Origin of the sequence: Algoriphagus mannitolivorans DSM 15301 (genome assembly GCF_000429425.1) — a bacterium.
Taxonomy (GTDB): Bacteria; Bacteroidota; Bacteroidia; order Cytophagales; family Cyclobacteriaceae; genus Algoriphagus; species Algoriphagus mannitolivorans.
This window is the reverse complement of the sequence record NZ_AUBV01000017.1, coordinates 42,127-58,436: the sequence shown is the minus strand read 5'-3', so window position 1 is coordinate 58,436 and position 16,310 is coordinate 42,127. Positions and strand designations below refer to the sequence as shown.

At 39.3% G+C, this 16,310-nt stretch carries 9 protein-coding genes; 2 read left to right on the top strand and 7 right to left on the bottom strand.

Annotation, left to right across the window (positions count from 1 at the left end; all coding sequences use genetic code 11):
• Positions 1–2 precede the first annotated feature (2 nt).
• The 6 genes from G458_RS0116465 to G458_RS0116430 all read right to left on the bottom strand — a co-directional run bounded on the left by G458_RS0116465 (position 3) and on the right by G458_RS0116430 (position 7,363).
• Positions 3–1,502 carry a S10 family peptidase gene (locus tag G458_RS0116465; protein ID WP_026952862.1) on the bottom strand — a complete coding sequence of 500 codons (1,500 nt, stop codon included), beginning with the start codon at positions 1,500–1,502 and terminating at the stop codon, positions 3–5.
• A 159-nt stretch (positions 1,503–1,661) separates the two neighbouring features.
• Entirely contained in the window at positions 1,662–2,060 is a 399-nt protein-coding gene (locus tag G458_RS0116460) for a GNAT family N-acetyltransferase (RefSeq protein WP_026952861.1), read from the bottom strand.
• A 465-nt stretch (positions 2,061–2,525) separates the two neighbouring features.
• Complete coding sequence (locus G458_RS0116450; protein ID WP_026952859.1) at positions 2,526–2,945, bottom strand: VOC family protein; 420 nt, start codon at positions 2,943–2,945, stop codon at positions 2,526–2,528.
• Positions 2,946–3,270: 325 nt separating this feature from the next.
• On the bottom strand, positions 3,271–3,996 hold the full coding sequence (gene kdsB, locus G458_RS0116440; RefSeq protein WP_026952858.1) for a 3-deoxy-manno-octulosonate cytidylyltransferase: 726 nt from the start codon (positions 3,994–3,996) through the stop codon (positions 3,271–3,273).
• Between the two features lie 82 nt (positions 3,997–4,078).
• The gene (locus G458_RS0116435) at positions 4,079–6,541 is read right to left on the bottom strand and encodes a GumC family protein (RefSeq protein ID WP_026952857.1); all 2,463 of its coding nucleotides are present in this window, start codon (positions 6,539–6,541) and stop codon (positions 4,079–4,081) included.
• Between the two features lie 3 nt (positions 6,542–6,544).
• Positions 6,545–7,363, bottom strand: a complete 819-nt coding sequence (locus G458_RS0116430; RefSeq protein WP_035468395.1) for a polysaccharide biosynthesis/export family protein — start codon at positions 7,361–7,363, stop codon at positions 6,545–6,547.
• Positions 7,364–7,582: 219 nt separating this feature from the next.
• Here G458_RS0116430 and G458_RS21555 point away from each other — a divergent pair, with 219 nt between their 5' ends.
• The gene (locus G458_RS21555) at positions 7,583–8,512 is read left to right on the top strand and encodes a GNAT family N-acetyltransferase (protein ID WP_026952855.1); all 930 of its coding nucleotides are present in this window, start codon (positions 7,583–7,585) and stop codon (positions 8,510–8,512) included.
• Positions 8,513–8,573: 61 nt separating this feature from the next.
• Here the strand turns inward: G458_RS21555 and G458_RS21080 are convergent, their stop codons facing one another.
• Positions 8,574–12,884, bottom strand: a complete 4,311-nt coding sequence (locus G458_RS21080) for a hybrid sensor histidine kinase/response regulator transcription factor (protein WP_051287396.1) — start codon at positions 12,882–12,884, stop codon at positions 8,574–8,576.
• A 243-nt stretch (positions 12,885–13,127) separates the two neighbouring features.
• Here G458_RS21080 and G458_RS0116415 point away from each other — a divergent pair, with 243 nt between their 5' ends.
• Positions 13,128–16,304: a SusC/RagA family TonB-linked outer membrane protein gene (locus G458_RS0116415; protein WP_026952854.1), complete on the top strand. Its 3,177-nt coding sequence runs from the start codon at positions 13,128–13,130 to the stop codon at positions 16,302–16,304.
• Positions 16,305–16,310 lie beyond the last annotated feature (6 nt).

Here is a 16,310-nt window from a genome sequence, read left to right as displayed (position 1 = left end):
AGTTATTTTCGTTGGGTGTCTAGGATAAATTTCTTTAAATCCTCGCGAAACAGCTTTGCCGAGGGAAGATGGGTATACATCATATGACCAGCTTCATAATAAGTCATAATCACTCGATCTAAGGCAGATTGGGGAAGTTCCATTCTGGAAATGGAATGCTCGACTCCATGAAAAACAGTCGCTAAATCGTAATAGCCGTTCATGATCAATACTTTTACATTAGGGTCCTTGCTCAAGGCTTCCGTCATGTCTGGCAAGGTGGTAACAGCGGCATCTGCTCCCCAGAAATTATTGCCCTGATGCTTCCAATCCCATTTAAATCCTTCTTTGGAATAAGCTGAAGTAGCATAAAGCAAATCTTTACTCACGCCTAAACTGCCATGGTAATAATCCAAAAATCCCATGGTATAGGCAGGTGAAATAGCATCACTCTGTGGGTCTGTAAATGCCGACATAGACATTGGATCTACATTAATTCCTTTGTATCTGGAATCCAGACGGCCTACAGTCTCACCTTTATCCCTCAACAATTCCTGATAATATTCATTAGCAGTAATTTTAAGGTTTGCTCTTTCCCAAGTTCCCGCCGAAATTCCCGTGAAATCTTGAAGCTTTTTGGCAATTGCGGATTTTTCAGCTGAGGAAATTTTATTCCCTTTGAACAAGGCCGGAGCATATTCATTTTCGGTAAACTCCCTTACCAACTGAACAAAGGCTGGGAGATCATTTCCTTTATTGGCCACTTTGTCATGATACCAGCTGGTAGCCGCGATGGTAGGCAAATAAACAATGTAGGGAAGGTCCTCATTTGGGGCAAAAAATAGGGTTCTTAAATCAAAAACTGCAGAGACCATGATCACTCCATTCAAAGCATATCCTTTATCCAACAAGTAGTTCATCACCCCTGCATTTCGAAAGGTACCATAGCTTTCTCCAAGAATATATTTGGGGGAATTTAGGCGACCATGTTCTTTAAGAAACTGCATGATAAACAAGCTTACCGTTCGGATGTCTTGATCTACACCCCAAAAATCCTTTCCACTGGCCTCCCCTATCGGGATACTCAAGCCCGTACCTACCGGATCCATCATGACCACATCGGCCACATCCAGGATCGAAAATTCATTATTCACCAATTGATATGGAGCAGCCTGATTGTAGTTGGGATCATCTACAGCGATCCTTTTTGGACCAATGATTCCCATATGCAACCAATAAGAAGATGAGCCTGGCCCGCCATTGTAAGCGAAGACAATGGGTCTTTCTTTCCCTGCCCCTTCCTTGAAATAGGCCGTAAATCCAAAAAGCGCAATCGGCTTATTGTTTTCATCCTTCAACTGAAGCGTTCCCGCCTTGGCGTTTAGATTGATTACTTTTCCATCAATGCTGACCGATTGCTTAGATTCAAAAACTTGAGCCTTTGGGATTTCTTTTTCTTTGTTTTCTTGAGCAATAGAAAAACTGGAAATCAACAGGAAGATGAATAATACCTTGAATTTCATGGGTCTTAGATTATTTTTTTGAATTTGGGTTTAAAACACGAGACCAGGGCTTGACTCGCTTTATTCAATTTATCTATAATGGAAAATCACTATATGGTTTCCAAAACAGAAGCTTAAGAAAGATAAAGCATTAATTAAGGAATTGAAAACGGGGCTAGCTCAGCGCTCCTTTTTCAATTGATAGCATCGGGGATGCAACTCAAAACCCAACTTTTGATAAAACGGCTCTGATTCTTCTGCTGAAAAAAGGAATAATCTAGCCTCAGGAGCTAAATTTTGGGTAAACTCCAAGAGGTTTTTGCCGATTCCTTTTCGCTGATAATTTTTTACTACCGCCAAATCTGCCACAAAGGTTCTATAGCAGTGATCTGTCAATCCTCTAAGCAGTCCAATAAGTTTTCCTTTTTCCCGAGCCGTCACCACCAGATTTGATCCTTGAATTACCTTATTGAGAAATTCCAGATCATTCATCGGTCTTCTCGCACCCAATCCGGAATCCTTTAGGATATCCATGTAGTCTTGTAGAGAAATATCCATTTCCAATTGATATGAAATCATTAACTTACAATTTAATTTTAAGGTTATGACAGGAGGTATAGGTTTCAGCAGACAGGGCAAACAATCTTTTGAAGAGAATCACAAATTGGGAAAAATTCGAAAAAATTCCTTCGACGCAACAGTGGCTAGAACAGGAGAAACATCAGATCCTGACCAGTTGAATGAATCTATCCAATTTCGAACACTTAAAAGAATTCAAGCCAAAGGTGGATCCTGGAAATTGGTATTGGGATTGTTACTATTCCTATTGGTATTAGGATGGATAATCAGTCAGTTCTAGGTTGTAGGTTGTCGGATGTCAGTTGTCGGATGTCAGTTGTCGGTTATTGGTTCCGATGGCTTCCTAAGGTCTGCCAGATCAAAAATAAATTGAATTTGAAGTAAAATCGAAACCCAGCTAGCAATCAGGATTGCTTCTTGCCTTTTGCCAATTGCCCATTGACTCTTGATTCTTGATTCTAATTTTCAGCTCTTCGTCCTACCCTCGGTCAAATCATCATAAATCTGGTCCACCGGCTCCCAAAGCTCAATCGAATGGCCGTCTGGATCTAGAATATGGACAAACTTGCCGTATTCAAAGGTTTGAATTTCGTCTAGAATCTGAACTCCCTCTTCCTTTAGAATTGGCACCAGCTCCTCCAGATTTTCGACCCGATAATTGATCATAAAGTCCTTTTCAGAAGGCTTGAAATAATCCGTGTCCTCCTTCATGGGAGACCATTGCGTAAAACCTTTTTCTTCAGGCCTTTCACTGCTTCTCCATTCGAAGGTAGTACCATATTGGTCTGTGTTAAGTCCCAAATGTTTTTGATACCATTCCTTGGTTTTATTTGGGTCTTTTACCTTAAAAAAAATACCTCCTATTCCTGTTGCTCGTTTTTTCATAGCGGTCTGGGTTCAATAATGAATTCCTTTTAAGGTAGTCCTTTAAGGCTAGAAAAGTAAATTAAAGGAAATAAGTGCAAGCGTTAAAATAGGGAATTCTAAAAATTCAATGTATATCCAATTTCTTCCCAGTAAGCCTAACACTAGTAATAAAATCCCATTTGAAGTTCAGTTTTAGATAGCTTCATTCTTCCGACCGCCAAACCAAAGGAATTTTGGATTGTGGTGAAATTGCGGATATTCATATTGTTCAAAACAACTTTTTAATCCTAAATCCTTTACCTGAAAACACTTATGAAAAAATATTTGGAGGTTTAGGTCTTGATTATAAAATACTCTTCAAGAAATTTCGCGCCCTTTCCAGGTCTTCTTTGGTATCAATGGAGATTGCTTGGTGATTAGTTTCCACCATTTTAATTTTAACTCCTCTCTCCACAAGTCTAAGCTGCTCAAGCATTTCTATTTGCTCCAAATGACCTTTTGGCCAAGAGGTGAATTCTTGCAGTAGTTCACGGGTGTAGGCATACACTCCAATATGCTTCCAGTACACCAAATCTTCCATTTTTTCACGGTTGAACGGAATGGGAGATCGGGAAAAATAAATCGCATTGCTTTGTGCATCCAAGACAACCTTCACCGAATTGGGATTGTAAGACTCATCCTCAGAAATCCGGCACATCAAAGAAGCCATTTTCACTTTGGGTCTCTCAAAAGCCTGAACGAGATCTCTCAAGGACTTGGCATCTTGGAAAGGTTCATCCCCTTGCACATTCACAATCAAATCAGCGTCCACAACTTCCAAAGCCTCTGCAATGCGGTCTGAACCACTTTCATGAGGTTTTCGGCTGTAGTAAACCTTTCCGCCAAGATCCAAAATCTGCTCTCGGATCAACTCATGATCAGTCACTACCCACACTTCATCAAAAACCTCTGTGGCTAAAGTACTGACATAAGTCCTTTGGATTACAGATATCCCGCCTAAGTCCTGAATCAATTTTGCAGGAAGGCGGGTGGAAGCATAACGGGCCGGAATAAGTGCTGCTGTCTTCAATTGATTTTTAATAACTCAAACACAAAACAAAATATAAACAATCAACAAGCCTCCAAAAAACTTATGCCTTAATTCCTAATTCTTATCTAATCCTGAAGAATTTCTTGATCGTCTGAACAGGATCAAACTTCTTTGAGGTCTTGATTTTCTTACGCTTGGTCTCCAAATCTTCCCCATAGTAATTGTACATATACTTGTTGTTTTGGGAATAGAGATAGGTGTTACCATAGCCATAGTTATAGCCTTCGTAATGGTATCCAGAGTTGATAATGCCATTAAATACGCCATATACATTTTTAACCTGCTTATTGTTAAACAAGTCATTGATCATGACCAAGTGATCCTTGTTGGTGTAGTTTTGACGAACTACGTAGAGGTTAATGTCAAAGAGGCGCATCAGGTCTATGGTTTCAGAAACCAAGCCCATTGGGGGGGTATCAAAAACCACAATGTCAAACTTGGATTCTAAATAATCCAAAAACTCCTTAAGACGATTGGTTTGAAGAAGTTCGGCAGGATTTGGAGGAATTACCCCACTTGGAACAAAATAGAGATTTTGATGGGAGGTTGGAAGAACAATGCTTTCTGCCTCCACCTTACCGATCAAATAAGTAGATAAACCTACTTTTTCGGAGTGTCCAAAGTAAGATGCCAATTTGGGTCTTCTCAAATCGGCTCCAACCACTACTGTTTTTTTGGATCCTAAGGCCATTGCTGAGGCCAGGTTCAGCGAGGTAAAGGTTTTTCCTTCACCGGAAACAGAAGAGGTCACCAGAATCTTTTTTGTGTTCTTCCCAGAAGCCAAATAGGTAATTGCCGAACGCAAGGATCTAAAAGATTCTGCAACAGCTGATTTGGGGTGATCCAAGACTACCAGATTGGTTCCTTTGGTACTATAACCAATTACCCCCAACTGAGGAATCATAAAGTGCTTTTTCAGGTCTCGCTGATCCTTGATCGAATCATCAAACATGTCCCTGATAACGACAAAACCAAAAGGAAGCAGGAAACCCAAAGCGATCGCCAAACCGTAGTTTTGGGTCTTTTTAGGGAAAACCAAAGTTCCTCTTTTGGCAACGTCCAAAATGGCATTATCTGAAACGTTTGCGGCTCGGGCTATTCCAGCCTCCACCTTTTTTTCCAGAAGGTAGGTGTAGATATTTTCTCTTAATTCAAATTCCCGGTAGATATCAGTGTATTTCGATTCTGACTCAGGAAGTCTGGAAAATTCAGAGTCATAGGTTAGGATTTCCCGCTGTATCCCCGCTTTTTGCTTTTTAGTATTTTCAATAAGATTGACCACGTTTTCAAAAAGGGCATCCTGCACTTTTTGCATCTGTACGTCTATCTTGATGACTTCGGGATGGTTTTCATTGACGGTCGCCAATAGCTTTCTTCTATCTTGAGAAAGTGTGACCAAGGTTTGGATCAAACCATTCAACAAGGGATCTGGAACACCAATGACAGAAGGAGCGATTACGTCTGAAAAGTCTTTGCTCTTCTGAGCCATATACTCACGGATCTCTTCAAAATACTGAAGCTGATAATCCAATTGAGCTTTTCGCTCATCCAGGTCATTCATTTTACCCAAGATATTGGAAAATTCTGCTGACACGTCCAATAACTTGTTGGAAACCTTGAAGCTCAGCAATTCCCGCTGTTTTGCTTTCATGGAATCTTCCAAATACCCCAATTGCTCTTCGATAAAGTCTATGGAGTTTTCCTGGATTTTATTTTTTTCATTGAGGTCATAGTCAATGTAGGACTGCATCAGGGCATTGATGTAATCCCGTCCTTTTTCTACCACTTTGGTAGTGGTCGTGATATTCAGTACTGAGGAATAATCATTGACTGTATTGACCTGAATAGCTCGAGCCCATCGGTCCTCTAGTGCGGAAGGATTCACCAATTTAAAGAGAATGACCTCACCAACTCTTCCCGGGTTTATGAGAAAGACAGTAAACTTAGACCGAGGCGTCTCCACTACCTCCCCAAAAGTGTAAGTCTTGTCATAAATGGATTCATCTCCTGCTGCTTGGACAGAATTAAAATCCATCAAGCCACCTTGAGCCTGGGAAAGTCTGAAATTATTTTCTGAGAGAATCTCCAGCTCCACAATTGTCTCTGTCACCTGCAAATGATCCCAATCGACTTGGATCCGGATCGGAGATCTATCATAAAGCTCAATGTCTTTGATATTGGTTTTAGCGTAATACTCCACATCAAAGTGAACTTTCTGAAGGGCCAAATGAGCCAAATTCTTTGATCTTAAGCGGAGAATGTCATTTTCAAGGTTAATTCCCTGATTAAAAATATTGGAACGGTCCAGGATCCTTGCCTCTGGGGTATTGTTGTTTTTGATTACAATGGAGCCTGAAACCTCAAATTCATCTACCGTGTATCGGTGAAAAATATACGTTGCGGTAACAAAAAGAAAGATAAATAACGCATACCATGGCCAATATCGAATGTATTTGGCCACCACATACCGAATCTCTAATGCTTTTTCTTCATTGTCTAACTGACTGAGATCTAGCTTTTCCATCGTTTATATCTCCCCCGTAACCAAATTTACGATTAAAAGTATTGAAGCTAAAATCCCGCCAAATAATGCCAAAGAGGCAGTTAAGTTATCGGCGGTTCCAAATTGCCTGATTTTCATCGGTTCCATGTACAAAATATCATTAGGCTGAATGAAGAAAAAAGGGCTTGCCAGCAAGGCCCTGTCATTCAAGTTAATTTGGTGAATTTTTACTCCATCTCCATACTGTCGAATCAAAAACAATTGATTCTTTTTGCCCAACAAAGTGGTTTCTCCTGAATTAGCAAGTGCATCGAAAAGCGTTGCTCTGTTTTTATATATTATCTGAACTCCCACTCGGTTAAACTCTCCCAAGGTAGTATATCGAATCCCTGCAATTCTCAATCTCACAAAGACATCGTCTTTGAAGAAGGAATTAATCTTCTCCTGTACCAAATCTTTCGCTTCTTCCTCTGTCAAACCGGCTATTTTCACTTTTCCGATCCGAGGAATTTCAACCATCCCCATTGCATCAATAGAATATCCGTTCATGTAGAGCGGATCACTACCCGATCCCCCAGCTCCTCCTCCTATACCTCCAACCTGCTGCTGAGATCGCTGGAATGCAAATCCTTCTACCAGTATTGGATCCGAACTCGCAAAATCAATCTGGACGATGTCAAATGGCTGAAGAATGTATTTGTAATCTACTTCTGCAAAAGGTATGAACTCGTTCAGACCGTAAGAAGTACTATCTGTGATATTCTGGAGATAAGTAATTCTTTTGTTACTAATACAAGAACTGGCCAATGCAATCAGACCTATCAAAAATATTCGATGAATCATGTAGGGTGAGTTGAAACAACAAATCAAATATAAAGAAATCTGATTATCCCCGAGTTTTTATCAGGCAATAATTCAGTAAGGTAATAAACGATTCCTAGGCTGCAAATGGATTGTCGGATGCTCATGGAAAACGCCAAAATCACCTTAAAAACCAATGCCCACAATCTGATTCAGACCAAATCACTATGAGAGGACTATGAATTCCTATATCTTCAAATCATGGAAATCCGTAAATCCAATCCAGAAGATATCCCCGCCATTGTAGACCTTTTGCGGCTTTCACTTGGAGAAAGTCTGTTGCCAAAATCCATAGAACTTTGGAATTGGAAGCATATAGAAAACCCTTTTGGCCCTTCTCCTGTCCTATTAGCCACAGAAAATGAGCAAATTATAGGAGTTCGGAGCTTTTTACGCTGGGATTTTGCCAATCTCGAAACCACGATCAAAGCCTGTCGAGCAGTTGACACTGCTGTACATCCTGATTTTCAGGGAAAAGGAGTATTCACGAAACTCACCTTGGGCTTAATCGATGAAATCAGAAATGAAGGTTTAGATACGATCTTTAATACTCCAAATGAGAAGAGTACTCCGGGTTATATCAAATTGGGATGGGAAAAAGCCGGAAAACTCCCTCTCTTTCTTGGATTTCGACTGGCTACCAACTCTAACTCCAGGATCCCAGATTCGGATTGGAATCAAATCAGGAATTTGATAGAAAAACTAGAATTTTCAACAGACAGAAGCACTGATTTTTCCACACAACTCAAACCCGGCTTTTTATCCTGGAGATACGAAAACTGTCCTCTTTTCCCCTATTACTTTCTAAGTGATGGCAGATCTTTTCTTTTGGTTTTTAGGATAAAAGAAGGGAAATGGGGGAATGAGTTTAGGATTTGTGACTTTTATACGCTTGAAGAATTTGGTCATTCTTCTGAGCAGGAACTCCAAAAAATGCTCCAAGAGGCAATTCTAGCGTCAGGTTGTAGGATGATTTCTTATTCTGGCCTTAAATCGAATCATTCCTTGGGAATGAAGTTTCTGCCAAAATTGTCCTTGGGTCCTTTGGTAACCTTGAGGCAAATCCAACATGGTTTTGTTCCTAAGGAACATGATTGGGCTTGGAGTATTGGTGATTTGGAGGTTTTTTAGGAAATCAATCGTTAAAGATCCAAGAATTCAGCCCATGAGATCTGATTTACTTTGAAATACATCAGCTTTTTGATTTTTGTTGAAATACCTCTTTTTTTCGCTTTTTAAATTCTGTAGGAGTAACTCCAAATTGTTTTTGAAACGATTTCGAGAAATATTTTGGGTCAGAGTACCCCACTTTATATGCCACCTCACTAATTTTATAGTGATTTGATTTGATTAATTCCGCAGCATATTTCAGCCTGATGGTTTGAATAAATTCATTCGGAGTCTGTCCCAGTAAAGATTTAAACTTTTCAAAAAGCAAAGTTCGACTTACACCCAGCTCTCTTACTAAATCTTGGATAACAAATCCTTCATTTTCAAGGTTTATTTGCACTATACTAATAGCATCCTTGATAAATTTTTCATCTGGAGGACTATTCAATAGGATTTCTGGAGTTAATTCAGGGGTAATTTTAAATTGTTGATGAATTTTTGATCTCGTATCTAATAGATTTTTCACTTTTAATACCAACAATTCCAAATTAAAAGGCTTAGGAATATAGTCATCTGCACCAGCCTCATACCCTTCCAATTGATGCTCAAATGAGCTTTTCGCTGTTAATAGTATAAAAGGAATATGACTTGTTTGTAGATTACCCTTAATTCTGGCACAAAGTTCAACCCCATCCATTTCTGGCATCATGACATCTGAAATAATGAAATCAATGTCATGAGATTGAATAAAATCCAATGCCTCCTTACCGTGTGTTGCAGGATAAACATTAAAATGCTTATTCAAAGTTGTCACTAGTAATTCCAAAAGCTCAGGATTGTCTTCTACCACAAGAATTTTATCTGATCCTATTTCTTTCTTTTCTGATTTCAAAAAACTGGTGATAGATTGGGAGCTAGCAAGACTAAGTCTTGCAACTTCGGTTTTGACCCACTCTTGTTCCAAGGATAAATCATCCTCGTGAACTAATTCATGCTTTTCAAAATGCTCATATCCTTCTCTGAGAAATAAAGTAAAAACGGTAATCTCATTTGGAATACTCTTTACGGAAATTTTACCCTTATGAAAGTCAACAAGATTTTTAGAAAGTGCCAAACCAATTCCGGTACCGGTAGATTCAGTTCTTCCTTTTTCTTTCACTTGAAAAAACCTGTCAAAAATATATTCTATTTGATCTTCTGGAATTCCTCTACCATTATCCCTAACATGAAAATAAACTCCTTTAATAGTATTACTTAAATCGCCGTTATTGAATTCGCCTGATTCAACCTCAAGTACAATTTCTCCAAATTCTGGCGTAAACTTAAAAGCATTGTAAATGAGATTAAAAAACACTTTTTCCATTTGGTCTGGATCAAACCAAAGGAAACTTGGAACATCATCTTGGATCCGAAGGGAGAAGCTAATTCCTTTTTGTTCTGCAATTACATCAAATGAGTTTTTAATTTCATGTAAAAATTTCTCGACTTCAACTCGTTTGACAGACAATTTAAGATGTCCTGTTTCTTGTTTTCGAAAATCCAATAATTGATTTATTAGCCTAAGGAGACGTGCCGCGTTGGCATGGATAGAGTCCAATTGTCTTTTCGCATCTTTTGGAAGATCAAACCGCTGAACTAACTGCTCCAATGGGGATTTGATCAACATTAAGGGGGTTCGAAGTTCATGGGAAATATTTGTGAAAAATCTCATTTTCAACTGATTAACCTCCTCTTGTTTTTCTTTTTCCAACCTTTCATACCTAAGGTCATTTCTAAGCCTGATTCTCCAAGAAACAAAAGATTTTACTGTATATCCTATCACAAGAAACAAAATGAAATAAAGACAATAGGCAAAATCTGATTTGTACCAAGGAGGTAAAACTGTAATTGTTAATTCTTTGATGGGAGAGTAATTCTCTTCTCCTTCGTAATGGGCTCGGACTCGGAATAGATAAGTTCCATTGGAAAGGTTGGCATAATTTGCAAATCTTCTTTGGGAATCTGTTTCTATCCAATCCTGATCATATCCAGTTAGCTGGTAGTCATATTTAATTTTTTCCTGAGACATATATTCAAGTGCACTGAACTCAAACTCAAATGAGTTCTGATCACTTTGTAAGACTATATTATCTAAATAGGTAATGCTTTTTTCCAGAAAATTTCCTTCACCATTGGATTGAGATGGGCCTACTTTTTTACTTAATACTTTCAATGAAGTGAGTACTGGGGTCCTAGGACTTGGGTAAGGTTGAATTCTGTCTGGGAAAAAAGCATTCAACCCATTAATTCCTCCAAAATATAGCTTTCCCTCTTTATCTTTAAAAGCTGCACCAAGGTTAAACTCCTCTGACTGAAGCCCGTCCTCCTCTTTATAATTTCTAAAAGTAAAATTTTGAAGATTTAATGCAGACAAACCTTTAACTGTACTAATCCAAAGCTGACCTTGGTTGTCTTCCAATATCGCTTTGACAATATCGGATGGAAGTCCGTCTTTTTCCCGAAATACACTAACATTATCATTCAGGGGGTTAATCCTATTCAGTCCTCCTCCAAAAGTTCCCACCCAAATAAATCCTTTTTTGTCTTCGAAGATGGAGGTTATTATATTATGACTTATTCCTGTCTTGACGTTTGTCTGGTGAACATAATGCTGAAATTCCTCAGTATCTAAATCAATTTTACTTAATCCTCCACCATAAGTACCTACCCAAAGGTTATTTTTGGAATCTATTAATAATGATCTTACATCATTAAACAGAATACTATTTGGATCCTCAGATTTGCTTACAAAATGCCGGAAGGTTCCTTTTTCAGGGTTGTAATGGTTTAATCCCCCTCCATTTGCAGTACCAATCCAAATCCCCCCTTTTCGGTCTTCAACTATAGACCAAACCTCATTTTTACTTAATGAATTTTTATCTTTTGAGTTGTTTTTTAAATAGGAAACTAATCCAGTTTTTGGGGAATAGATAGTTATCCCTCCTCCATCAGTGCCTATCCATAGTTCACCATTTGATCTCTGAAAAATAGATTGGACATGATTATGGGACAGCATTCCGTTATTACCTGCAGTAAAATAAGAAAACCGGGAGCTCCTTGCAGGAAGTAAATTTAATCCCCCATTAAAAAGACCCACCCATAAATTATCAACATCATCCTTAAGAATAGATTTTACCATTTTCCCAGAAAGCCCCTTTTGCAAATCTGGATCATACCGGTAATGTTCAAATTGTTGTTGAGTAGGTGAAACTTTGTTCAATCCTTCCCCAGAATACATGCCCAACCAAAAATTTCTGGACTTATCTTTAAAAAGAGTATAAACCGAATTTCCATTCAGGCTATATGGATCGCTAGGGTCATCTTCAAAATGAAAAATCTCACTTGAATCTTGATTTAGGATATACAAGCCTCTCCCTAAAGTTCCAATCCAAAGATGCCCTAAATGATCTTCCTCAAAACTGGTAATATTCAACCCTTCTTGTTGAAAAACTTTCCGTGTTTCAGGCAATGGTAATTGCCGAAAATCAAGTTCTCCAGCTTTTCTGTAAAACAACCCATATTTCTCCGTACCTACCCAAAAATTTCCCTTTTCATCTTCAAAGAAGCTTTTAACAGATTGGATTAGATCTCCTTGTATATTAAGGTTCACCTTTTTTGGCGATCCCTTTCCGTTTGGAATTTGGTATACCCCACCCTCCAATGTTCCTATCCAAATATTTCTTTGTCTATCCTGAAATAGTTTCCAAATTTTATCGTCTCCGAGATTTGAGTTTTTAGATCCGAAATGCTGAAGCTTTATACTATTTTGATATGAATTTATTTCTTTAGAGTGGCTAAAATCCAAACTGATTTTAAAGACACCGTTTCCATTTGTACCTACCCATATATTCTGATTTTCATCCTTGATCAGACTGGTGATTTTGGCAGAGGCTAATTCATATAATGAAGGAGACAAATCAGAAAATTTGACAAATCTCTCCCTTTGGGGATCCATTATTGAAATCCCCCCTCCCTCAGTCCCAATCCATAAATACCCTAAAGGATCGGCGATTATTGCTCGGATTACATTATTGTGTAAAGCACCAGGCTGATTAGGAATTTGTCTGTAAACCTGAAACTGGTATCCATCGAATCTAGCTAACCCATCATCTGTTCCCATCCAGATAAATCCTGTCTTATCTTGATATATGGCCAACACTGAATTTTGTGGAAGCCCGTCCTTGCTTGAAAAGTGAGCGAATTTTAGTGGAAGAGGTGAATTGCCTTCTTTTACTATAAGGCCTTGACCAAAAACCTTTGCCCCAATAAGAAATAAATAGAAAAACAACCTCAATCCATTCAATTGAGTCCTCCCTGTTTTTAATCGATATCTTCTCCTTTTTCCAAAAATCATTTACTCAAAGGTAAAAGGCATTTCATCATTATTACCCACCTACCTCACCACCTACGGACTAATACCCCCTTAAAAAAGGACGATTTTCCTCCTTCCCAGACGGTAACACTACTTTTTCGGGACGATTTACTACCATGATTTTTTGTCCAACCCGGTAGGTTTGAACAGGTTTTTTGCCTTTACAAAGGTAAGGTCAAAACCAAGATGAAATCATCAATTACAATAAACTCAAACAAACACAGCATGAAGTACATTGACTTTCAACGCGTCTTACTGCTTCTTCTGTTCTCTTTGATCTTCCAAATAGGATATGCTCAAGGAGATCTAGAAGTAAGCGGTAAGGTAACAGATTCAAGCACGGGAGAAGGTCTCCCAGGTGTAAACGTATTGATAATAGGGACCACAACCGGGACGGTAACGGATTTGGATGGAGCCTATTCTATCCGGATAGCTCCGGGTGCCAGACTTAGATTCAGTTATATAGGATATACCTCCAAAGAAATTCAAGTCACGGCACAATCAAAACTTGATATTGCTCTTCAAATGGATTCCCAAAACCTAAATGAGGTTTTGGTCATTGGATATGGGGAACAATCAAGGGAAACTCTCACTTCCTCAGTATCCAAAGTGGATCAAAGGGTATTGGAAAATATACCTTTTGCCAATGCTGCTTCTGCATTGCAGGGTACAGTATCAGGAGTTCGGGTTCAGACCACCAGTGGTCAGCCGGGGTCCGCTCCAAGAGTAATTGTCAGAGGGGGGACTTCCATTAACAATCCCAATGGCGCTGAACCTCTTTATATTATCGATGGGGTTATCAGAACCCAAATGAACGACATCAATCCAGATGATATCGAAACATTTCAAGTATTAAAAGATGCGGCAGCTACGGCTATTTACGGAGCGAGAGGTTCTAACGGAGTTGTCATCATCACCACTAAAACCGGAAAAGCTGGGAAAACATCTGTTTCCTACAGGTACAACTTTGGAATCTCTGAAATGTGGAACCAATACGACATGGCTTCAGCCCGGGATTATATCTATTTCAACCGAACCGGAATTATGCGTTTGGCCGAAAAAAACCCCGGACAGTTGTTCCGATTGAATCAGGCAAACGGATTTGGAATAGGAAACAATCTGACAAACAATACTGCATTTACCCCGCAATATTTAACACCACAAAACGAGTATAAACTCAATGAAGGATGGCAATCTATGCCAGATCCTGTGGATCCTTCCAAAACAATCATTTTTGATGAAGTAAACTGGCAAGATATCCTATTCCGCCAGGCTAATTCACAAAACCACTATATCCAAGTAAGTGGTGGTTCTGAAAAAGCAAGATTTGACATGGGGATTGGTTACCTAAACAGTGAAGGAGTTGCCATCAACACCGACTTTAAACGATTTACGGTCAGGATGAATGGGGATATTGAGGTAAACAACAAACTCTCAGTGTATGGGAGATTAAACTTTACCAATTCTTCCAACACTCAGGTTTTTAGTGAAAATGAACTTTTTCAAAGAGCTCTGGGATTGCCGCCAACGGCAAAGTTTAGGTATGAGGACGGATCCCTTGCAACCGGGCAAAACAGAAGTATGGGAAATCCACTATACCATTTGAATAGATCCACCGCTTTCAATGCCACAAATCGAGTTACTCTATCTGCAGGAGGGAATTGGGAATTGCTTCCAAATTTGACCTTCGAACCCATAGCCTCTTTGTACTTTGTACAGGGGACAGTGAATGATTTCCAAAAGTCATTTTATAATACCCCTACCCAATTTATTGATTCCAGAGCAGCTTCTTTCAGCAATTCTCTTTATTGGCAGAGACAATTTGACGGAGTATTTACTTATACCAAATCCATTGGTCTCCACAACATTCAGGGAAAAGTCGGCGGATCTTATTATGATCGTCAAAATTATTCAGCCTCAGCCTCTGGTAGAGGCGCAGCCTCAGATCTTATCCCAACCCTAAATGCTTCAGCAGAGCCTACGGCAGTATCCTCATCCCATTCTCAACAAAGGATAATAGGATTCTTTGGGAGAATAAACTATGATTTTGACAAGAAGTATCTTTTCTCTGCATCTGCAAGGCAAGATGGAGCTTCTAATCTTGGGGCAAATAATAAATGGGGATTTTTCCCGGGAGTATCGGCTGGGTGGAATCTCCACAAAGAAGATTTCTGGTCTGCATCTCCTAAACAAATTTCTTCCTTGAAGCTCAGAGCAAGCTACGGAGTCAATGGAAATATAGGCAACCTTTCAGATTTTCATGCACAAGGGTTGTATTCGGTTGGCTCAAGATATAATGATGGAGCCGCCATTATGAATAACCGAATGGCTAACCAGAATCTACGGTGGGAAAGATCAAAAACATTTGATTTGGGAATAGATATGGGGCTATTCGACAACAGAGTCACCCTTGTTTTTGATTATTACGACAGAATCACTGATGATCTCTTAACAAATTTAGAACTACCCCAGTCCACTGGATTTTCTTCTATCCTGACCAATTTGGGATCCTTGAGAAACAGGGGATTAGAGTTGGAAGTAAATGCCACAATTATTCAAAAGAATGATTTTGCCTGGAACACTTCTGTTGTGGCTGCTAAAAACCTAAACACCATTTTGGAACTTCCAGAAAACGCCAACGAAAATAACAGAATCGGAGGTGTATTGGTCTTCGATCCTAGAATTGGACAGTATGTTTGGAAAGGGGGGCTACAAGAGGGCGGAAGATTAGGTGAAATGTTCGCTTATCAATATTTGAATGTCTTTGCAACTGACGAAGAAGCCAGCAAAGCTCCATTGGACTTGTTGGTTCCGGGAAATAACAAAAAGAAGTTTGGTGGAGATGTCAATTGGGCTGATTTGGATAAAAACGACACTATCGATAGCAGAGATCGAGTGTACGCAGGAAATGTTTTCCCCAAGTTCACAGGTGGATTCCACAACACCTTTACTTATAAACGTCTAAGCCTGACAGTCCGTACTGATTTTGCATTAGGACATACAATTTACCATGAAACCAGAGCCAGATTTAACGGTCAATTTCAGGGGGATATCGGAATATTAAAGGAAACTACCCTATCCTGGCAAAACCAGGGCGACCAAACGGCATATCCCCGTTACATGTGGGCAGACCAGCTAGCCCAGAATAACTCCTTCCGGGGAAGTACATTTTTTTACGAAAAAGGAGACTATTTAGCCTTAAGAGAAGTGACTTTGGCCTACAATCTTCCCCAAAGTATTCTCCGCCCTCTAAAAATCCCCTCTGTGCGGGCATACTTCACGGGAAGCAATCTCCACTATTTCACCCAATATACAGGGTTGAATCCAGAAGAAGGAGGAACCGATTCTGGTAGGTATCCAATACCAAGAAGTTTCCTTTTGGGTATTAATGTCAATTTCTAAACCAAA